The 19,961-nt window shown below is 70.6% G+C and carries 17 protein-coding genes; 8 read left to right on the top strand and 9 right to left on the bottom strand.

The features are described 5' to 3' along the window. Positions 1–2: 2 nt before the first annotated feature. From F8S09_RS02165 to aroE, 3 genes are read right to left on the bottom strand one after another with little or no spacing between them, the layout of a single operon-like run. The gene (locus F8S09_RS02165; RefSeq protein WP_322618445.1) at positions 3–1,229 is read right to left on the bottom strand and encodes a hybrid sensor histidine kinase/response regulator; all 1,227 of its coding nucleotides are present in this window, start codon (positions 1,227–1,229) and stop codon (positions 3–5) included. Further along, positions 1,226–4,477, bottom strand: a complete 3,252-nt coding sequence (locus F8S09_RS02160; RefSeq protein ID WP_322618444.1) for a PAS domain S-box protein — start codon at positions 4,475–4,477, stop codon at positions 1,226–1,228. Before F8S09_RS02160 ends, F8S09_RS02165 begins: the two co-directional genes overlap by 4 nt. After that, positions 4,474–5,334: a shikimate dehydrogenase gene (aroE, locus tag F8S09_RS02155; protein ID WP_322618443.1), complete on the bottom strand. Its 861-nt coding sequence runs from the start codon at positions 5,332–5,334 to the stop codon at positions 4,474–4,476. Before aroE ends, F8S09_RS02160 begins: the two co-directional genes overlap by 4 nt. A 189-nt stretch (positions 5,335–5,523) precedes the next feature. Here aroE and F8S09_RS02150 point away from each other — a divergent pair, with 189 nt between their 5' ends. The 7 genes from F8S09_RS02150 (at position 5,524) to cdd (ending at position 12,094) form a co-directional block, all read left to right on the top strand. Next, complete coding sequence (locus F8S09_RS02150; RefSeq protein ID WP_152868531.1) at positions 5,524–6,579, top strand: PhoH family protein; 1,056 nt, start codon at positions 5,524–5,526, stop codon at positions 6,577–6,579. A gap of 68 nt (positions 6,580–6,647) precedes the next feature. Next, complete coding sequence (locus F8S09_RS02145) at positions 6,648–6,875, top strand: hypothetical protein (RefSeq protein WP_152868529.1); 228 nt, start codon at positions 6,648–6,650, stop codon at positions 6,873–6,875. A gap of 46 nt (positions 6,876–6,921) precedes the next feature. After that, entirely contained in the window at positions 6,922–9,096 is a 2,175-nt protein-coding gene (locus F8S09_RS02140) for an MMPL family transporter (protein WP_152868527.1), read from the top strand. Positions 9,097–9,199: 103 nt separating this feature from the next. Further along, the gene (gene ybeY / locus F8S09_RS02135; protein ID WP_322618442.1) at positions 9,200–9,682 is read left to right on the top strand and encodes an rRNA maturation RNase YbeY; all 483 of its coding nucleotides are present in this window, start codon (positions 9,200–9,202) and stop codon (positions 9,680–9,682) included. A gap of 1 nt (position 9,683) precedes the next feature. Next, complete coding sequence (locus F8S09_RS02130; RefSeq protein WP_194165246.1) at positions 9,684–10,064, top strand: diacylglycerol kinase; 381 nt, start codon at positions 9,684–9,686, stop codon at positions 10,062–10,064. A 262-nt stretch (positions 10,065–10,326) separates the two neighbouring features. Next, positions 10,327–11,670, top strand: coding sequence for a hemolysin family protein (locus F8S09_RS02125; protein ID WP_152868522.1), 1,344 nt, complete (start codon positions 10,327–10,329; stop codon positions 11,668–11,670). After that, positions 11,660–12,094, top strand: a complete 435-nt coding sequence (cdd, locus tag F8S09_RS02120; protein ID WP_322618441.1) for a cytidine deaminase — start codon at positions 11,660–11,662, stop codon at positions 12,092–12,094. Before F8S09_RS02125 ends, cdd begins: the two co-directional genes overlap by 11 nt. 54 nt (positions 12,095–12,148) lie before the next feature. Here cdd and F8S09_RS02115 read toward each other — a convergent pair whose 3' ends face one another. The 4 genes from F8S09_RS02115 to F8S09_RS02100 form a co-directional block, all read right to left on the bottom strand. Then, positions 12,149–12,766 carry a hypothetical protein gene (locus tag F8S09_RS02115; protein ID WP_152868520.1) on the bottom strand — a complete coding sequence of 206 codons (618 nt, stop codon included), beginning with the start codon at positions 12,764–12,766 and terminating at the stop codon, positions 12,149–12,151. Positions 12,767–12,853: 87 nt separating this feature from the next. After that, the gene (aceA, locus tag F8S09_RS02110) at positions 12,854–14,149 is read right to left on the bottom strand and encodes an isocitrate lyase (RefSeq protein ID WP_152868518.1); all 1,296 of its coding nucleotides are present in this window, start codon (positions 14,147–14,149) and stop codon (positions 12,854–12,856) included. A 74-nt stretch (positions 14,150–14,223) separates the two neighbouring features. Next, positions 14,224–15,801 carry a malate synthase A gene (aceB, locus tag F8S09_RS02105; protein WP_152868516.1) on the bottom strand — a complete coding sequence of 526 codons (1,578 nt, stop codon included), beginning with the start codon at positions 15,799–15,801 and terminating at the stop codon, positions 14,224–14,226. 118 nt (positions 15,802–15,919) lie between these two features. Next, positions 15,920–16,558, bottom strand: a complete 639-nt coding sequence (locus F8S09_RS02100) for an HAD family hydrolase (protein ID WP_152868514.1) — start codon at positions 16,556–16,558, stop codon at positions 15,920–15,922. Positions 16,559–16,655: 97 nt separating this feature from the next. Between F8S09_RS02100 and F8S09_RS02095 the strand changes: the two genes are divergently transcribed. After that, complete coding sequence (locus tag F8S09_RS02095) at positions 16,656–17,663, top strand: DHH family phosphoesterase (RefSeq protein WP_152868512.1); 1,008 nt, start codon at positions 16,656–16,658, stop codon at positions 17,661–17,663. Between the two features lie 223 nt (positions 17,664–17,886). Here F8S09_RS02095 and F8S09_RS02090 read toward each other — a convergent pair whose 3' ends face one another. Next, positions 17,887–19,020, bottom strand: coding sequence for a serine hydrolase (locus F8S09_RS02090; RefSeq protein ID WP_322618440.1), 1,134 nt, complete (start codon positions 19,018–19,020; stop codon positions 17,887–17,889). A gap of 3 nt (positions 19,021–19,023) precedes the next feature. Next, positions 19,024–19,869, bottom strand: a complete 846-nt coding sequence (locus F8S09_RS02085) for a DegV family protein (RefSeq protein WP_152868510.1) — start codon at positions 19,867–19,869, stop codon at positions 19,024–19,026. Positions 19,870–19,961: the final 92 nt, after the last annotated feature.

The raw sequence follows: 19,961 nt of genomic DNA, 5'->3' as shown, positions 1-19,961 counted from the left end.
GCCTAGCCTAGCGCAGCCTCGCCCCCCGGCTGAGGCAGGAAGTCGTCCTCATCCTCCTCGGGCGGGGGCAAACAGACCACGAAGGTCGCGCCGCCGCCCGGCGTGTCTTCCACCTCGATGCGGCCCCCGTGCGAGTTCACGACCTGCTGCGCGATGGTGAGGCCGAGGCCCGTCGATCCGGCCTCCTTGCCGCGGTAGAACTTGTCGAAGATGCGCGGCTTGACGGCGTCGGGAATGCCGGGGCCGTGGTCAATCACCCGCACGCAGACCTGGCCGCCCCGGCCCTGCTCCGCTTCCATATGCACGAGGTCGGGGCTGCCACAGACCCGGATCGCGTTGCTCACGAGGTTCACGAAGACCTGGGTGAGCCGCCCCGGATCGCCCACGATCTCCAGGTCGGGCGCCTCGGCCCGCACCCCGTAGTCGCGCCCGACCTGCCGCACGAGGTTGCCCAGGTTCACGAAATGCATCTCGATCCCCTGCACGAGTTCGCCGCGCGAGAGTTGCAGCAGGTCGTTGACCAGCCGGGTCATGTTCTCCGCGACGCGCTGCGCGTCTTGCAGGGTCTGCGAGCCGCCCGCCTCGCGCTCGGCGCGGCGCAGGTAGCCCAGCAGGGCAGTCAGGGGCGTGCGCAGCTCATGGCTGGTCTCGGCCAGGAAGGTCTTCTGGAGGTTCAGCGCTTCCTCAAGCTGCTTGGCCTGGGTTTCGAGGCGCTGGCGCTGCCCCTCGGCGATGGCCCGCAGCCGCTCGACCTCCTCCAGCCGCGCTTGCAGCGAGAGGTTGAGTTCGCGCACCTCCTGCTCGGCCCGCTCGCGGCGGTCGCGGGCGTCGGCCTCCGCGATGGCGCGGCGCACGCTGGGGCCGAGGCGCTCGAGGCGCTGCTTGAGGATGTAGTCGGTCACGCCCTCGCGCAGGGTGTCGACCGCCGTTTCCTCGCCCATCGCGCCCGTCACAATGATGAAGGGCAGGAAGGGGGCGCGGGCGTGCGCGGCGCGGAAGGCGGACAGGCCGTCGTAACCGGGCAGGGCGAAGTCGCTCAGGACGAGGTGCGGGGCGTGCGAGTCCAGGGCGCCCACGAAGCCCGCCTCGTCCTCGACCCGCAACACGTCGACCGGCCAGGGCAGGTCGCTCAGGTGCATGACGACGAGTTCGTGGTCGAGTTCGTTGTCCTCGAGGTGCAGCAGGCGCAGGGGCTGGCCGGGTTCCGGCAGGGCGTGCTCGCCGCTCACGGCTGGGCCTCCGCGGGGTCCGGCCCCCGCAGCGGCAGGGTGACGTGGAAGGCGGCCCCCTCGCCGGGCACCGACTCGGCCCGGACACGGCCCCCGTGGCGGGTCACGATGCGCCGGACGTTTGCCAGCCCGATCCCGGTGCCCTCGAATTCCTCGGCGCGGTGCAGACGTTGAAACACGCCGAACAGTTTATCCGCGAAGCGGGGATCGAAGCCCACGCCGTTGTCGCGCACGGTCACGGTGACCTCCCCGCCGCCCTGCACCCCGCTCACGGTGATGCGGGCCTGCCCCCGCGTGCGCGAGTACTTCAGCGCGTTGGACAGCAGGTTGGCAAAGACCTGCCCCAGCAGCGCGGCGTCCCCCTGCACGGTGGGCAGCTCGCCCACCTCGAAGACCACGTCGCGGCCCGCCCGGTCGGGCTCGAGGTCCTTCCAGGCCTCGCGCACGACCGCGCCGAGGTCCACCGGTCCCCGGCGCAGTTCCTGGCGGCCCATCCGCGAGAACTCCAGCAGGTCGTCGATCAGCCGGCTCATGCGCCCCGCCGCGTCGGTGATCACGCCGAGGTAGCGCTCGCTCTTGGGCGAGAGGCCCCCCGACGCCGAGGCGTCCTTGCGCAGCAGGTCGCCGAAGCCCACGATGTGCCGCAGCGGGGTACGCAGGTCGTGGCTGACCGAGTAGGAAAAGGCCTCCAGTTCGCGGTTGGCGTCCTGCAACTCCAGGGTGCGCTGCTGCACGCGCTCTTCGAGCGACTGGTTGAGGGTCTGGAGGTCGGCGTGCGCCTCTTCGGCCTCCAGCCGCAGGGCGTCGTTGTCGAGGGCGGTGGCGAAGCGCTGGGCGAGTTCGGCGGCGAGGTCGTGGTCGCGGTCGCTGGGCGGCTGACGGTAGGTGAGGGCCAGCACCCCGCGCGGCGCCCCGTCGCGCCCGATCAAGGGGTAGAACACCGCGCCCGTCGCGCCTACCTCGTACAGCAACGGGGTGGACCCGGCGTCGAGGTGCAGGGGCCGCTCGGCCCCACTGACCCGCCCCAGCGCTTCCCCGATGGCCCTGCGAATCTCGGCGCTGATCTGCCCCGGCGTCAGGCGCGAGGCGGCCAGCAGCCGCAGCTCCGGCGCGGCGGTCCACAGCCCCGCGCTCTCGGCCAGCCGCCCGGTGATCAGGTCGAGGGCGGCGCGGTAATTCTCCGAGCGCGAGGCGAGGGGATCGTCCGCCCGCGCCGAGAGGTGCTCGGAGACCGTGGCGAGCAGCCGCGCCGAGGCTTCGGCATACACCTGATCGTCCACGTCGGTGCTGGTTCCCACCCATTCGCTGTCCCCCCCGTCGCCCAGCGGCAGCGCCCGCGTCACGAAGGTGCGGTAAAGGCCCCCCTGCCCCAGCAGGCGGTGCTCGGCTTCAAAGGGCCGCCGCGCCCGCAGCGCCTCGCGCCAGCGCAACAGGTACTCGGCGCGGTCTTCCGGGTGCAGCAGGCTGGCAAAAGGCTCGGTCGCCCGTTCCCGGCCCACGTACTCCGGCCAGCGGCGGTTGAAGTAGGTGATCTGCCCGCCCGCGTCGCTGAGCCACACGATCTGCGGCACGCCTTCGAGCACGCCCCGGTAGCGGGCCTCATCGCGCTGGGCGCGGCGCTCGGCTTCCAGGCGGTCGTGGATATCGGTCGCGGAGGCCACCCACTCCGTCACCTCGCCCCCTTCCCCCCGGATGGGCGCGACGCGCACCACGAACCAGCGGCCCTCCGCGCCGCTCCCCATCAGCAGCCGCACCTCGCACTCGGCCTGGATGCCCTCGCGGGTGGCCTCCGCCCACATGCGGGCGTAGGCGGGGCGGTCCTCGGGGTGAATCTGGCCTTCGAGCGCGGCCCCGTGCAGGCGCTCGCGGTGCTGGGCGTTGACATAGGTCACGGCCCCGACCGGGTCGCTCACGAACAGCATGTGCGGGATCGCGTCGAGAATCGCCCGCGAGCGCCGCTCCTCGGCCTGCCGCGCCCGCTCGGCCTCCACCCGCTCGGTCACGTCGCGGATGACCTCCAGAAAGCCCAGGCTCTCGCCGTGCGGCCCCACCACGGCGCTGCGCTGCGCCTCGCCCGAAAAGACGCTGCCGTCCCCCCGGCGGTAGGGCGTGGTGATCAGGTCGAAGGTGGCGCGGCCCTCCAGGCGGCGGTCGAGGTGCAGCTTGCCCAGGCCCTCGCCGCGCAACTCGGCCGGGGCGTAGCCGAACTGCTCTTCCAGCGCCCGGTTGACCCGCAGCACCCGGCCCTCCCCGTCGGTGAAGACCGCCGAATCCAGAATCGCGTGGAAGATCGCCTCGAACTCAGCCTGCGACTGCTGAAGCTGTGCCCTGGAGCGGGCCAGCGAGGTCAGGGCGTCCTCGGCCCGGCGCCGCGCCCGCACCTGCGCTTCCATCAGGTAGAGGGTCAGGCCCGCCACCAGCATTCCCGCGAGCAACACCACGGCGGGCACGATCGCCGCCGCGTCGCGCCCGAAACTCACCGGAGCCCGCAGGGTCTGGCTCCAGACGCCGCCGACCTGCTGCTGACGCACCGTGCGCTCGAAAGCGGCGGGCACGGCCAGCCGCTCGCCGCCCAGCCGCACCCCATTCAGCCGGGTTTCCACGGCCACGCCCGGCAGCGCTCCCTCGGGTTGCAAGGCCCGCAGCAGCGAAACCGTGTCGAGCGCGAGGTACACCACCCCCTGAAAGCGCTCGCCCGACCCCACCGGCAAAAACAGCACCAGGCCGTCCAGAGGCTGGCCGTCCGGTCCCTGCTGGACCAGCTTGACCGGGCAACTGATCTGGCTGCGTCCGGTCTGCTGCGTGCGCAGGATCGCCGCGCGGCGGCACGGCTCCGTGAGCATGTCGAACCCCAGCGCCTCGCGGTTGACCGCGTCGGCGGGCGCGATGCGTTCGATCACCGCCTGGGGCCGCCCGCCCGCCCCCTCGCGCCAGCGGGTAAAGCCCACCGCCAGCACGCCCGGAAAGCGCCCCCGCAGGTCCAGGCTGTCCACGTAGGTCCCGTACTCGGGCTGTCCGGGCTCGTCCTCCACCAGCCAGAAAGACCGGGTGGCCCGCAGCAGCGTCTCGTACTCGTTGAGGCGGTCACGCAGGAGGCTCGCGTGGGCATTGACCTCCCGCTCGAACCGTGCCCGCTGCTGCTCCTGCACGAAGCGGTACAGGAAGGCCGCCGCCACCACGCTCAGCAGCAGCACCAGCGTGAACGCCGCCAGCGGCCAGCGGCGATCCAGCGGCCGGGTGCCCGTCACGGACGCCCCCCCTCGCCGCCCGCCGCCGCCCGGAAGACGGACACGGGCACGTCCACCCCGGTCCAGGCGAGGAAGGCGAGCCGGGCCTGGTGCGCGAGCATGGACAGGCCATTCTCGGCGCGGAGTCCGGCGGCGCGGGCCTCCCGCATCAGCCGGGTCTCGCGCGGCTGGTAGACCATGTCGTAGACGAGGGCCTCCGGGTGCAGGGAGGAGACATCGAAGCCGGGGAGCGGCGTCTCGTCGGGAGCATCAAGCCCGGCGCTCGACGCATTGACGAGCAGGGTGGCGTCGGCCCAGGGCACGTCTCCGGTGACCTGCATTGTGCCGCCCAGATCACGCACCAAGGCCCCGGCGCGGGCCGGGGTGCGGTTGACGACCCTCACGTCATACCCCACCGAGCGCAGCGCCCACACTGCCGCCCGCGCCGCGCCGCCCGCCCCCAGGACCACGGCCAGGCCTCCCAGAGAGACACCTGCTTCTTCCAACGCGGCGAGCAACCCCGGCGCGTCCGTGTTCTCTCCGGCGAGCCGCCCTTTCCGGTTCACCACCGTATTCACCGCCCCCACCGCCCGCGCCGCCTCGGTCAGGCTGTCGAGGTGCGCCAGCGCCGCTTCCTTGTGCGGCAGGCTGAGGTTGGCCCCCAGCACGCCGGGCTCGCGCAGCCGCGCCAGGGCGGCGGGCAGCTCGGGCGCGGGCACCCGCACCGCCTCGTACGTGCCAGTCAGCCCCGCGTGGGCGAACGCGGCCCGGTGCATGGCGGGCGAGCGCGAGTGCGCGGCGGGGTCGGCGTACAGGTAGGCCCGCCGGGGGCGAGCGGGGACAGAGTCGGGCGGAAGGTCGGAGACGCCGAGGGTCACGCGGCCCAGTGTACCGTTCGCCTTCTGGGGCCTTTGCCGCGAGCAATTGTGCCTCCCCCCACGTCCGGCAGGGGACCGGGGCCAGAGAATGGAGGCGTCCGAAATGCCGATTTCCCTTCCCACTCCCGCCAGCCTGCTCTGGGGGGAGAGTGCGCCGCGTGGCCGCACACCCCATCATCAGGAGCCGATTTGACAGAACGTACTCCCGGTCAACCCACCCCCGAGGGGGGAGCCCCCACCGCCACCCTGCACCTGGAAAACCAGCGCGAGGCCTACGCCCTGCTGGGAGCGGGCGACGCCAACCTGCGGCGGATGCGCGAGCTGACCCCCGCCAAGATCATCGCGCGGGGCGAGACGGTGACCATCACGGGCGAAACGCCCGAGGTCGTGCAGGCCGCCGAGCGCATGGTCCGCGACGCCCTCGATCTGGTCAGGGGCGGCGGCGAACTCACCCCCGAGAGCCTGCTGCGCAGCGCCCGCCTCAGCGACGAGGGCCGCAGTCTGGCCGCCGAGACGCAGGTTTCAGGCCTGAGCCTGCCACGCGGCCTCAAGGCCAAGACGCCGGGGCAAAAGGTCTACCTCGAGAAGATTGACGCCTCCGACATCACCTTCGGGGTCGGCCCGGCGGGGACCGGCAAGACCTACCTCGCGGTGGCGATGGCGGTGCAGGCCCTGAAAGCCAAGAAGGTCAAGCGCATCATCCTGACCCGCCCGGCGGTCGAGGCGGGCGAGCGGCTGGGCTTCTTGCCCGGTGACCTTCAGGCCAAGATCGACCCTTACCTGCGGCCCCTGTACGATGCCCTGTACGACATGCTCGATCAGGAGAAGTTCGAGTCGTACCTGACGAGCGGGGTGATCGAGGTCGCGCCGCTGGCCTTTATGCGCGGGCGCACCCTCAACGACGCCTTTGTCATTCTGGACGAGGCGCAGAACACCACGGGCGAGCAGATGAAGATGTTCCTGACCCGTATGGGCTTTTCCTCCAAGGTCGTGGTGACGGGCGACGTGACCCAGATCGACCTGCCCCGGCACGTGACCAGCGGGCTGGCGGTCGCCAAGCGCGTGCTCAGCCGCATCGAGGGCATCGCGTGGCACGAGTTCACCGACGTGGACGTGGTGCGTCACCCGCTGGTCGGCCAGATTATCCGCGCCTACGAGAAGGCCGAGGACGCCGAGGAAGACAAACGCGCCGCCCGCCGGGGCGAGTTCGCCTCCATCCCCGAGAACGAGGGCGACCCGCGCTGAGCCGCCCCTCCCCAGACCCCGCCCACTAGGAGCGGGGTTTTCGTTTCCCAGCCAAGAGGAGGTTTCCCATGCCCGCCAGCTCCAGTGGCCTGAGCCTCGAACGGCTCGCCGTGCGCGTTCTGCTGCGGCTTCAGGCCGAGCCCGGCCGCTACACCGCCCGCAGCCTCGCCCGCGACCTCGGGGAGACGCCCAACCGGGTGAACCGGATCATTCTCGCCATCGAGGAGGAGGTGGGGGTGCAGCGCGAGGGCGCGTACGGGGCCATCACCGTGGGAGGAACAGAGCGCGGAGTGTAAGCCACGTCGGTAACGGGTGGCGGCCCGGCGGGTTTACCCTGGCTTCATGGCTTCGTCATCTCCACCACGGTTCATGCGGCTGCTGGTGCCGCTGCTCCTCATCCTGGTCTGGTTCGGCGCGGCCGGAATCGGCGGCCCCTACTTCGGCCGGGTGGAGGAGGTATCCACCAACGACCAGGCCACCTTCCTGCCCACCAGCGCGGACGCGACCCAGGTCGCCGCCCGCCTGCCGGACTTTCTGGGGGACCGCACCATTCCGGGGATCGCCGTCTTCACGGCCGAGGAGCCGCTGACCGCCGAGGCCCTGGCCACGCTGCGGGAGGCGGTGGCCGCGCTGGGCGAGCTGGGGGCGGTCGAGGGCGTCTCCCCCCTGATTCCCTCCGAGGATGGGCTGGCGGCCCAGGCCTTCCTCCCCATCAACGCCGACTCGGACATCGCGGAGGTGGTGGCAGAGGTGCGCGGCGAGCTGCGGGAGGCGGTGCCGGCGGGCGTGACCCCCCACGTGACGGGACCTGCCGGATTCACCGGAGACCTCACGGCGGCCTTCGGCGGGATTGACGGCCTGCTGCTCCTCGTGGCGCTGGGGGCGGTGCTGGTGATTTTGCTCGCCGTATACCGCTCGGTGCTGCTGCCGGTGGTCGTGCTGCTGACCAGCCTCTTTGCCCTGTGCGTGGCGCTGCTGGTGAACTGGTGGCTGGCGAAATGGGGGGTCTTTACCCTGACCGGGCAGACGCAGGGCATCCTGTTCATCCTGGTGATCGGCGCGGCGACCGACTACTCGCTGCTGTACACGGCGCGGTACGCGGAGGAACTGCGCCGCCACGCGGACAAGTACGGGGCGACCCTGGCCGCGCTGAAGGGTTCGCTGGAACCGGTGCTGGCGTCGGGCGGCACCGTGATCGCCGGGCTGCTGTGCCTGCTGCTCAGCGACCTGGGGTCCAACCAGTCGCTGGGGCCGGTGGCGGCGGTGGGCATCATCTTTTCCATGCTGGCCGCGCTGACGCTGCTGCCCGCGCTGCTGTACGTGCTGGGGCGGGGCGCCTACTGGCCGCAGCGCCCGGTCTACGACCCCTCGCGCACCGACGAGGCGCAGACCTCGGCGGGGGTCTACGCCCGCATCGGCCGCTGGATCGCCCGCCGCCCCCGCGCCGCCTGGATCGGGGCGACGGCGCTGCTGGCGCTGGGCGCCGCCTTCGCGCCGGGCCTGCGGGCCGACGGGGTGGCCCAGAGCGAACTCGTGCTGGGCACGTCCGACGCCCGCGACGGGCAGCGGGCGCTGGCCGAGCACTTCCCCGGCGGCTCCGGGAACCCGGCCTATGTCCTGACCAGTCAGGAGCGTCTGGAGGAGGTCGCCACGACCTTGCTCGCCGAAGACGGCGTGGCGTCGGTGACGGTGCTGAGCGAGGACTCGCCCTCGGGGTCGGCCCCGGTGACGGGGGACGGCATCCAGGCATTCGGACCTCCCGGCACCCCGGCCCCGGCGCCGACGGTGAGGGGCGGCGAGGTGCTGCTTCAGGCCACTCTGGACGACCCCGCCGACAGCCCAGGGGCCGAGGCCACCGTGCGGGCGCTGCGGGAGCGGCTCTCGGGCGAGGCGCTGATCGGAGGGAGCACCGCCGTCGCCATCGACACGACCGACACGTCCATCCGCGACCGCAATCTGATCATCCCGCTGATCCTGGCGGTGATCTTCGTGATTCTGGTGGCGCTGCTGCGCAGCGTGCTGATGCCCGCGCTGCTGATGGCGACCACCGTGCTGTCCTTCGCCACGGCGCTGGGGGTATCGGCCCTGGTCTTCAACGGCGTGCTGGACCTGCCGGGGGCCGACCCCTCGGTACCGCTCTACGGCTTCGTGTTTCTGGTGGCGCTGGGGATCGACTACAACATCTTTTTAATGACCCGCGTGCGCGAGGAAGCCCTGCACCACGGCACCCGGCCCGGCATCCTGCGGGGGCTGGCGGTGACCGGGGGCGTCATCACGTCGGCGGGGCTGGTGCTGGCGGCGACCTTTGCAGCACTGGCCGTCATCCCGATCCTGTTCCTGCTGCAACTCGCCTTTATCGTGGCCTTCGGGGTGCTGCTGGACACCTTCCTGGTCCGCACGGTGCTGGTGCCCGCGCTGGCCTACGACCTGGGGCCGCGCTCGTGGTGGCCGGTGCGGTTAAAGTCGGACCAGGGGACCGCGCCGAGTCCGCCAGCCGCCGTGCCCGACACACCCTGACGGCCACCCGCCCATGAATCCAGACCTCCAGAGCCACGCTGGAGGTTTTCCTCTGGCCCGCAGCCAGCCGTGGCCCGCCGTCCGTCTGCCCTATCCTTGACCCGTGATCGACCTCGTCGCCCGCAAGACCCCGCCGCCCGGCCTGCGCCCCGCCCTGCGTTCTGCGCTGGGGGCGGCGATGCGGCACTTCGGGGTGGAGGACCGCGAGGTGACGGTCGTGCTGGTCGGGGACCGGACCATCCGTCAGCTCAAGCGCGAGCACTGGGGCGAGGACGCGCCCACCGACGTGCTGAGCTTTCCGACCTGGGAACCCGGCGACCCCTTCATGCCGCCGCACCTGGGGGACATCATCATCAGCCTGGACACGGCGGGACGGCAGGCGCAGGCGCGGGGGCACAGCCTGACGCGGGAGGTCGCCCTGCTCGCCAGCCACGGCCTGACCCACCTCGTCGGCCATGACCACCCCCACGCCGAGGGCCTGGGCTTCGAGGAAGGGGCGACTGGCGAGGAGTGGCAGGTCTTCCACGACGCCTGGGCCGCCGCCCGCGAGGCGCTGCCGCCCGAGGCTCCGTCGCCTGAAGCCTGACGTGAGGTCGGACGGCTCGGCTCTCAGCCCCAGCCGCTGGTGGCGCTCGGCGGGCTTTGCGTGGGCCGGGGTGCGGCACGTCTACCGCACGCAGGCCAACTTCCGCATCGAGGTCTGGGCGGGCGTGCTGGCGCTGGGGTTGGCGCTGGGGCTGGGCGTGCCGCTCTCCCCCATTCTGCTGGCCTGCGGGCTGGTCCTGAGCGTGGAGCTGCTGAATACGGCACTGGAGGCGGTGGTGGACCTCGCCTCGCCCGAGTGGCATCCGCTGGCAAAGGTGGCGAAAGACGCGGCGGCGGGGGCCGTGCTGGTCGCCAGCCTGGGGGCGCTGGGGGTCGGATTGGCCGTGCTGGGGCCGCCCCTGCTGCGACTCTTGACGGGGTAGTGGGCGGCGGGCGCGGCCCTGAGCATCCCCTGGGCACGAGACTTGCGCGGAGGCTGGGCCGGGTCTGTGGTAGACTGCCTAGAGTTATGGAGCCTCCCAGTTCTGGCTCTGCCCTGACGCCCGGTGAAGACCGCCTGCGGGCGGCATTTTTACTGTGGTCCCCCGACCGGCAACCGACGTGCCGCTCACGCCCTTCCGGCGTGGGCGGGCGGGCAGCATGTGCCATGCGGCGTGCCGAGGCGCAAATGGAGTGCGCCCACCCATGAATGATCTGCTCGGAATCCTCGCCCTCGTCGTGCTCGTGTTGATGAACGGCTTTTTCGTGGCGACCGAGTTCGCCCTCGTCAGCGTGCGGCGCACCCGGATCGACCAGCTCGCAGACGAGGGCAACAGCACCGCCAAGGCCACCCAGCGGGCGCTGCAAAACCTCGACCTGTACATCGCCGCGACCCAGCTCGGCATCACCATGGCGAGCCTCGCCATCGGCTTTGTCGCCGAACCTGCCATCGAGCACCTGATTCACCCGCTGCTGGGGGACACCGGGCTCAGCGAGGGCCAGATCACCGCGATTTCCTTCGGCCTCGCGTTTGCGATCAGCACCATCCTGCACATCGTCTTCGGGGAACTCGCGCCAAAGTCGTGGGCGCTGCAACGCTCCGAGCAGGTGTCGCTGCTGGTCACCCGGCCGCTGCTGATCTTCACGGCGGTGTTCAAGTGGGCCATCGTGGGCCTGAACGCGATGGGCAACGGCGTGGTGCGCCTCTTTGGGCTGCGCGGCGTCGCCGGACACCACGCGGCCTACTCGGAAGAGGAAATCCGCATGATCGTGGGCGCGTCGAGCCAGGAAGGCGTGCTGGAGGACGACGAGAAGGAACTCGTCTACAACGTCTTCGACCTCTCGGACACCACCGTGCGCGAGATCATGACCCCGCGCATCGACATGGTGGTCGTGGACGGGTCCAGCCCGCTGCGGCACCTGCTGGACCTCAACGCGATTCACGGGTACTCGCGGGTCCCGGTGTATCAGGACACCGCCGACAACATCGTGGGCATCGTGCATACGGGCGACCTGCTCGCGCACCTGCACGAACTCGACACCGTGCGGATCGCCGACGTGATGCGCCCCGTCTTCTTCGTGCCCGAAGGCATGAAGATCAAGGACCTGCTCACCAAGATGCGGGAAAAGAAGTCGCACCTCAGCATCGTGGTGGACGAGTTCGGCGGCACCTCGGGCCTGGTCACGTTGGAAGACGCCCTCGAAGAGATCGTGGGCGAGATCTACGACGAGACCGACGAGGAGGAACTGCCCTTGATCGAGGTGCTGGGCGAGGGCCGCTACCTGATGGACGCCAGCCTGACAGTGGGCGAGGTCGAAGAGCGCCTGGGCACCAATCTGGAGGACGGTGACGGCGAGTACGATACCCTGTCGGGGTTCATGACCAACCATTTCGGCGATATCCCGGAACCCGGACAGCATTTCGTCCATGGCGGCTGGGTCTTCACGGTCGAAGAGGCCGATCAGCGCCGCGTGACCCGCGTCCACGTGGAACGTGCCCCCGAGACGATGGTCTTCGAGACCTACGAGGAGCCCGCCCGTGACGCCTGAGCCCGTCACCGCCGATTCCCAACTGCTGGAGGGAGCGAAAGCCGCGTTCCGGCAGGCCTACGCCCCCTACAGCAGGTTCCGGGTAGGTGCCGCCCTGCGGACCCCCGACGGCCGGGTCTTTTTCGGCGCCAACGTGGAAAACGCCTCCTACGGCCTGGCCCGCTGCGCCGAGCAGTCGGCGGTGCAGGCGATGGCGACGGCGGGAGGGCGCACCTTCACCGACCTCGTGGTCTATTCCGAGGCCAGCCCGCCCGCGAGTCCCTGCGGAGCCTGCCGTCAGATTCTCTTCGAGTTCGCGCCCGACGCACAGGTGGTCTGCGTCAACCACCACGGCGAAGTGGTGAGCGGGCTGGTCCGCGACTTCCTGCCGCACGGCTTCCGGCTGGAGGACAGGGACGACGGGCACGAGGTGGGGGCGGAGTAAAAGCCGTTGAACGGCAAAGGGGCGGAGTCATCCGCCTTTTTTGTTTTGCCACCTTCACGGCTCGGTGACAGGGAGGGCACACGGGGCTTGCTGTCCCTCTGCGGCCACAAACGAGAGCACCTGCAGTGAACGCAGGGTCGGGAGGGTATAGCGGGTGGCCGATATGCTGCGGCCCGCCTGTTGCCCCGTCGGGGTGAACCACTGATCTTCTGTTTGCACGCACAGGTCGCGGCCCCACAGGCTCAGCCCGGCAATCCGCGACAGACGCCGGAAGGGTTGGGGGTAAACCTCACCGGGTGTCGGTACCGCCGTTCGCACCCGGCCGACCAGATTCCACAGCCGCACCGTGTTGACCCCGGCCCCGATCAGGTACTGGCCGTCCGGGGTCCACAGCAGCCGCCGCACATTGCTGTTCTTCAGCACCTGCACCGCGCCGCTGGGCCGCACCAGCCGCACCTGACACGAGCCGTACTTGGGAAGGTCCCAGCAAAAGCGCGCCGCCGCCGCGTCCCCCCGGGGGGAGAGCAGGGTCTGGGCGGGACTGGCCGGAAAGTCGGCCATCGGCTCGGGACCCGGAACGCGCACCACCCGTCCGCCCGGAAAGGCGACCTCGACCGACCGAACCAACGCGGGGTTGGGCGGCTGGGGACCGTCGGCGAGAAGAGCGAACATGCCTCAGCGTATACCCAATCTCGCGGGGGAAAACCCTGCTGGCTCTCCCCCGCGCGGCTGTCATAAGGTCCCCTCTCCGGCTCTGGATCAGTCGTGCGCCCCCACGAACTGCTCGGCCTCCGTGCTCCCCGCCAGCGCCGTCGTGCTGCTCTGGCCGCCGCCGGCCGCCGTCGCCACGAGGTCGAAGTACCCGGTGCCCACCTCGCGCTGGTGCTTGACGGCCGTGAAGCCCCGTTCCTGGGCGGCGAACTCGCGCTCCTGCAATTCCACGAAGGCGCTCATCTGCCGCCGGGCGTACCCGTAGGCGAGGTCGAACATGCCCATGTTCAGCGCGTGGAAGCCCGCCAGGGTGATGAACTGGAACTTGTATCCCATCTTGCCCAACTCGACCTGAAAGCGGGCGATGGTCTCGTCGTCGAGGTTTTTGCGCCAGTTGAAGCTGGGCGAGCAGTTGTAGGCGAGCAGCTTGCCGGGAAACTGGGCGTGAACGGCTTCGGCAAAGCGCCGGGCGTCTTCCAGGTTGGGCACCGAGGTCTCGCACCAGATCACGTCGGCGTAGGGGGCGTAGGCCAGGGCGCGGCTGATCGCCTGCTCGATGCCGGGCTTGACGTAGTAGAAGCCCTCGGGGGTGCGCTCGCCCGTCGTGAAGGGCCGGTCATTCTCGTCCACGTCGCTGGTGAGCAGGTTGGCCGCGTCCGCGTCGGTGCGGGCGATCAGGACCGTGGGCACCCCGCACACATCGGCGGCGAGGCGGGCGGCGTTGAGCGTGCGGATGAACTGCGACGTGGGGACGAGCACCTTGCCCCCCAGGTGGCCGCACTTCTTCTCGGAGGCGAGCTGGTCCTCGAAGTGCACGCCCGCCGCCCCCGCCTCGATCATCGCCTTCATCAGCTCAAAGGCATTCAGGGGACCGCCGAAGCCGGCCTCCGCGTCGGCCACGATGGGCGCGAAGTAGTCCACGTCGCCGCTGCCCTCGGCGTGCTGAATCTGGTCGGCGCGGCGCAGGGTGTTGTTGATGCGCCGCACCACGTCGGGCACGCTGGAGGCGGGGTAGAGGCTCTGGTCGGGGTACATCTGCCCGGCGTTGTTCGCGTCGGCGGCGACCTGCCAGCCCGAGAGGTAGATGGCCTTGAGGCCCGCCTTGACCTGCTGCATCGCCTGGTTGCCGGTCAGCGCCCCGAGCGCGTTCACGAAGGGTTCTTCCTTCATCAGCCGCCACAGCTTCTGGGCGCCGTGCCGCGCCAGCGTGTACTCGATCGGCAGCGAGCCGCGCAGCCGCACCACGTCGTCGGCGGAGTAGTTGCGCCGGATGCCCTGCCAGCGTTCCTCGGTCTTCCAGGTCTTTTCCAGAATCTCGGCGTGCGTGCGGGGGGTGGGGGTCATGGTGATCTCCTTGGGGTATGAGAGGCGGCCCTCGCCCGGTGGGGCGCGGTGGCTGATGGCTGAAAGCGGACGGCTTACTGGAGGCGCTGGTAGCCCGGCAGGGTCAGGAACTCCTCGAAGGTGTCGGCGGTGACGAGGGCGGTGAGCAGCTCGGCGGCCTCCCCGAAGCGGGCCTCCCGCTCCGGCTGCTCGCGGCCGAGGCGCTCCCGGTGGGCGGCGATTAGGCGGGTCAGGCCCTCCGGCGTGATGGGCGTGCCGTCTTCCGTGCGCTGGCCGTGGTGCGCCCACTGCCAGAGCTGGGCGCGGGAAATCTCGGCGGTGGCGGCGTCCTCCATCAGGTTGTGGATGGGCACCGCACCCCGACCGTCCAGCCAAGCGGCGATGTACTGGAGGCTCACGTCCACGTTGAGGTTCACGCCCGCTGCGGTAATGGTGCCTTCCGGGGGGGTCAGCAGGTCCTTGGGGGTGACCGTGAAGTCCATCTGCTTGCCCGAGTCGATCTGGTTCGGCCCCGGCATCAGGCGGTCGAAGACCTCGGTCGCGAGCGCCACCATGCCGGGGTGCGCGACCCAGGTGCCGTCGTGGCCGTCGCCCGCCTCGCGTTCCTTGTCGGCGCGAACTTGGGCGAAGGCGCGGTCGTTGGCTTCCGGGTCGCCCTTGACCGGGATGAAAGCGCTCATGCCCCCGATGGCCGGAGCACCCCGGCGGTGGCAGGTGCGGATGGCGAGGCGGGAGTAGTTCCGCATCATCGGTGTGCTCATGGTGACCTGGGCGCGGTCGGGCAGGATGCGGCCCTCATGGGCGCGAAACTTCTTGATGTACGAGAAGATGTAGTCCCAGCGCCCGCAGTTCAGGCCCGCCGAGTGCTCGCGCAGCTCGTACAGGATCTCGTCCATCTCAAAAGCGGCCAGGATCGTCTCGATCAGGACGGTGGCGCGGATGGTACCGCGCGGCGCCCCCAGGGTGTCCTCGGTGAAGGTGAACACGTCATTCCACCACCGCGCCTCAAGGTGCGACTCCAGCTTAGGAATGTAGAAGTAGGTGCCCACGCCCTGCCGCTGCCGCTCGTGCAGGTTGTGGTAGGCGTACAGCCCGAAGTCGAACAGCGAGCCGGAGAGGGGCTGGCCCTTCAGCGTGGCGTGCTTTTCCTCCAGATGCAGCCCACGCGGGCGCACCAGCAGGGTGGCGGTCGTCTCTTGCAGGCGGTAGCTCTTGCCGCCCGAGTCCAGCGAGATGGTGCGGCGCACCGCGTCCATCAGGTTGACCTGACCCTCCAGCCCGTTGGCCCAGGTGGGGCTGCTCGCGTCCTCGAAGTCGGCCATGAACATGCGGGCGCCGCTGTTTAGCGCGTTGACGACCATCTTGCGGTCCACCGGCCCGGTGATCTCCACCCGGCGGTCCTGAAGGTCGGCAGGGAGCGGGCTGATCGTCCAATCACCCGCGCGGATGTGGGCCGTCTCCGGCAGGAAGTCAGGCAGCTCGCCCGCGTCGAGCCGCCGCTGGCACTCCTGCCGTGCGGCCAGCAACTCGTGGCGGCGGGCGCCGAAGCGGGTGTGCAGTTCCTCCAGAAAGCTCAGCGCCCCCGGCGTGAGCACGCGCCCGGCCTGTGGGTGCGCTTCATGGGTGATGGAGGTTTTGATCGTCTGTGTCATGCGGCCATGCCTCCTCGTGCGGTGATTGAGGCATTGTGGGCCGCATGACCCGGCGCGAGAGGTGGTGTACCTGAGGGACACGGAAGTACACCAGTGCGGGAGGTACACCACCCGCAGGTCAGGGACCGGAGGGGACAGGCAGGCCCAGCCAGCCCGCCAGCTCCCGCTCGAACGCGGCGTGGTGCTCATGGTGGTACAGCAGGCCGTGAAAGCCCGCCGCCCGCGCTGCCTCAATGTTCTCCTCCACGTCATCCACGAACGCGGTGTGCGCGGCGGGGACGCCCATCGCGCCTTGCAGGGCGGCGAACGCGTCCGGGTGGGGTTTTTTCTGACGCAGCTCGTTGCTGAAGACCAGGGCGTCGAAGCGCGCGAAGCGGGGGTCGCGGCGCAGGTGGTCGCTGACCACGGGGTAGTTGTTGCTCAGCAGGCCCACCCGCACCCCCGCCGGAATCCGGGCCAGGGTGGTGTACATCGCCGCGTTGTCGTGAACGCTGCCGAGGTACAGCGCCTCGAACTCGGGGTAGCTCAGCGTGAGGCCCGTCTCTGCCGCCAGGACCTCCCAGAAGTCTGGGAGGGTCCAGGCACCGACCTCCAGGTGGTGGACATGCCGGAAGTAGCTCTGGCGCACGTGCTCGACGGGCATCCCGCCCCGCTCGGCGAGGCGGGCGGTCGAGCGGCCGTCGAAGGTGCCGACGGTGAAGACGCCGCCCCAGTCGAAGGCGACGTGACGGGCGGCGGGGCCATGCAGAAGGGTCATGGGGCATTGTGGCGCAGGGGGAGTGGGCAGCCACCGATCAAGCCAGGCGCAAGCCCCCCTGCCTCCGGGTTCAGACGCCCCACCTATACTCGCCCCCATGACGGGCATGAACGACGCGACCCCCTCCTATCCGCAGGCTGTGCAGGCCGTGGCCGAACGCCTGCGGGCGCACCCTGGCCCCATCGTGGTGCTGTCGCACGAGAACCCCGACGGGGACGCGCTGGGCAGCGTGCTGGGCCTGACGCGGGCGCTGCGGGCACTGGGGCGCGAAGTCACCGCGCCGATGGAGATCCCCCGCTACCTGCGCTTTCTGGTGGAGAAGGGTGAGATCGTCCCCGCGCTCTCCGAGTGGCCGCAGGGGGCGCTGGCCGCCGTGCTGGACGTGGACAACAACGACCCGGCGCGGGTGGCGGGGGCGGACCTCACGGCCTTTGACGGCCCAGTCGTGAATATCGACCACCACGGCACGAATCGCCGCCAGGCCGACGCCCTGCTGGTGGACCCCAGCCTCCCCGCCACCGCGATGATGGTGGCCGACGTGGTGGACGCGCTGGGTACCCCCTGGTCCGAGGCCATCGCCACCCCGCTGATGCTGGGGCTGAACACCGACACCGGGTCTTTCCGCTACGACAGCGTGACCCCGCAAACCTTCGAGTCGGCGGCGCGGCTGCTGGCGCATGGAGCGCGGCTGGGCTGGATCAACGACAACCTGAACCAGAATTCGCGCTCCTACTACCTGCTGCTGCGCGAGGTCCTGAGCACGATGGAGTTCCTGCACGGAGGACGGGTGGTCCTCGCCCGGGTGGACGACGCGATGCTGGCGCGGGCCGGGTCCACCTGGGAGGACGTGGAGTCCTACGTCAACCTGCTGCGCGGCGCGGAGGGCTCGGTCCTCGCCGTGATGGTCAAGGACTACGGTGACCGGCTCAAGCTGTCGCTGCGTTCGCGCGGGGGCGTCAGCGCCCAGAACATCGCGGTAGCGCTGGGTGGGGGCGGCCACGTCCCGGCAGCGGGCGCGACCCTGACGGGGCCGTACGCCGAGGCCCGCGAGCGGCTGGACGCGGCGGTCACGGCCGAACTGGAGCGGGTGGGCCTGGGCGGCTGATACGGATTCCGGCCCAGCAGGGACCATCTCTGTTCAATCCGAGCGGACTTGCGGGGCGGCGCTGCAGAGCGAGCAGGACCACGACGGGGGCCGGGGGAAAGTTTCCCTCCGGGCGCCTTCCCGGTTCGAGAATGAATGGGACAGCCACCGCATGACCCCGGAAGCTCGTGGGGAAAGCCGCCCGGCAAGGATGCTCCGGGCGGCTCCTGTTCATCCCAGATTCCTACGGCTCCTCCAGCACCGCCCTCAGCCCCGCCCCGATCCAGGCGAAGGCGTGGCGGGTGTTGGGCATGGTGTAGGTCTGATCGGCCCCGTGCTGCATGAAGGCGTAGACGACGTGGCGCCCGTCCTCAGTGCGCAGGTAGCCGCTGTAGGTCAGCAGCCGCCAGCCGTTGCCGCCCTTGCCCGCAAAAGTGGTCACCTTTCCGACGACCGCCGGGGGCAGGGCCGAGCGCCCGTAGCCCATCGCCGCGACCTCGCGCTGCCAGGCGAGGCTGTCCGGCGAGAGGCCGGAGCGCAGGTGCTGATGCGCGAGCAGCGTGGCAAATTCGTAGGGGGTGCTGAGGTTGTGCACCCGCAGGTCCTCGGCCGGGTCCGGGGTGCCATCAAAGTAGATGTTCAGCCGGTTCTGGAGCACGTCGGCCCGCAGGCGCTGGGCGTCCGCGTCGATGGCCGTCGCCAGTCGGGCGCGCTCGGTACCCGTGGCCTTGTCCCAGCCTGTGCCCGCGAGAAAGGCAGGGGACGAGCCCGTCTGCGCCGTCCACCACGCTTTGGTGGGCAGAATCAGGCGGGTGCGGCACAGGCCGAGGTCGTCGGCGAGGGCCTGCACCGCGCCCAGCCCCACCCGGCGGTGCAGCAGGTCGGTGGCGGTGTTGTCGCTGTGGCGAATCATCCGCTCGGTGAGGTCGCGGACATTGCTGCCGTCATAGGGGTAGTCGCCGAGGCTCTGGCTGGCGGGCGTCACGTTGAAGCGCTCGCCCGGCGAGAGCCGCCCGGCGTCTACCTCGCGCAGCACCGCCCAGAGCACGGCCTGCTTGTAGGTGCTGGCGAGCGGGAACACCCCGTCGGGAACCTGGGCCACCGCCCGCAGCGGGCGCAGGGTGGCGGGGTCGATCTCGGCGACCCACAGGCCCAGCCGACCGCTGAGGGCCTGGGGCGGGGTGGGGGCCGGTGCAGCGGCGGGGGCGGGACCGAGGCAGGGCGTGGCGGGCGCCTCCGCCGAAGCGGAGACGGGCACGAGGTCGGGCGGAGCAGCAGCTGGAGCCGGATCGGGATGCCACGCGGCCCAGGCCCCCGCGAGAGCGAGGGCCAGCAGCACGTAGCGCCCCTTGTTGCGCAGGGCGGGGGGTGGCGCCACAGCCTAGGCCGTCAACGGCTCCAGGGCCGCACCGACCGTCCCCGGCCCCACGTGCGTGGCGATCACGGCGCCGATGTAGTGGTCGCCGAGATCCTCGAACGCTACGCCCGCCACCCCCGCGCGAATCTCCGCCAGGGTTGCCTCGCCGCCCAGCGTCGAGAGGAAGGTGACGCGGGCGCCGCCGTTGGCCTCCGCATACTTGCGGATGTGGTCCACGAGGTCTTGCACGACCTTCTTGCTGCCGCGCACGCGCCCGGCGGCCTCCACCCGGCCCGAGCGCACGGTCAGGATCGGCTTGATGTTCAGTAGGCCGCCCAGCAGCGCCGTCGCCCCGCCGATGCGCCCGTTGGCCCGCAGAAAGTCCAGCGTATCCACCGTGAAGCGGATGTCGGTCTTCTGTGCGACCCGCTCCAGCTCGCTCACGAGCTCAGTCATGGAGCGCCCCTCCCCCGCCCGCTGCGCCGCCCGGATCGCCTGCATGCCCAGGCCCAGCGTGGCCGACTGGCTGTCCATCACCGTGACGCGCCCGCCGAAGTCCTGCGCGGCCAGCCGGGCGCTGCCCACCGTGCCCGACAGTTGCCCGCTGATGTGGAGGCTCAGGACCTCGTCGGCCGACTGGAGCGCCTCCTCGTACACGGCGGCGAACTCGGCGGGGCTGGGCTGGGACGTGCTGGGGGTCTTCTTGCCCGCCTTGATTCCGGCGAAGAGGTCGGCAGGCGTAATTTCCAGCCCGTCTTTGTACATCTGGCCGTCGAAGTGAACGTACAGCGGCACGCTGCGAATCCCGTACTGGGTGCAAAGCTGCGGGCTGAGGTCACTCGTCGAGTCGGTGACGATGGCGATGGTCATGGGGGGCATCTTAACGCGGGCTGAGGCTGCTTCGCGTCCAGGCAGGCCGCACAGCAAAACGCCGCCCACCGAGGACGGCGCTCTGGAAGGGG

Source organism: Deinococcus terrestris (assembly GCF_009377345.1).
In the GTDB taxonomy this organism is placed as follows: domain Bacteria; phylum Deinococcota; class Deinococci; order Deinococcales; family Deinococcaceae; genus Deinococcus; species Deinococcus terrestris.
This window is presented reverse-complemented; position numbering and strand designations above follow the sequence as displayed.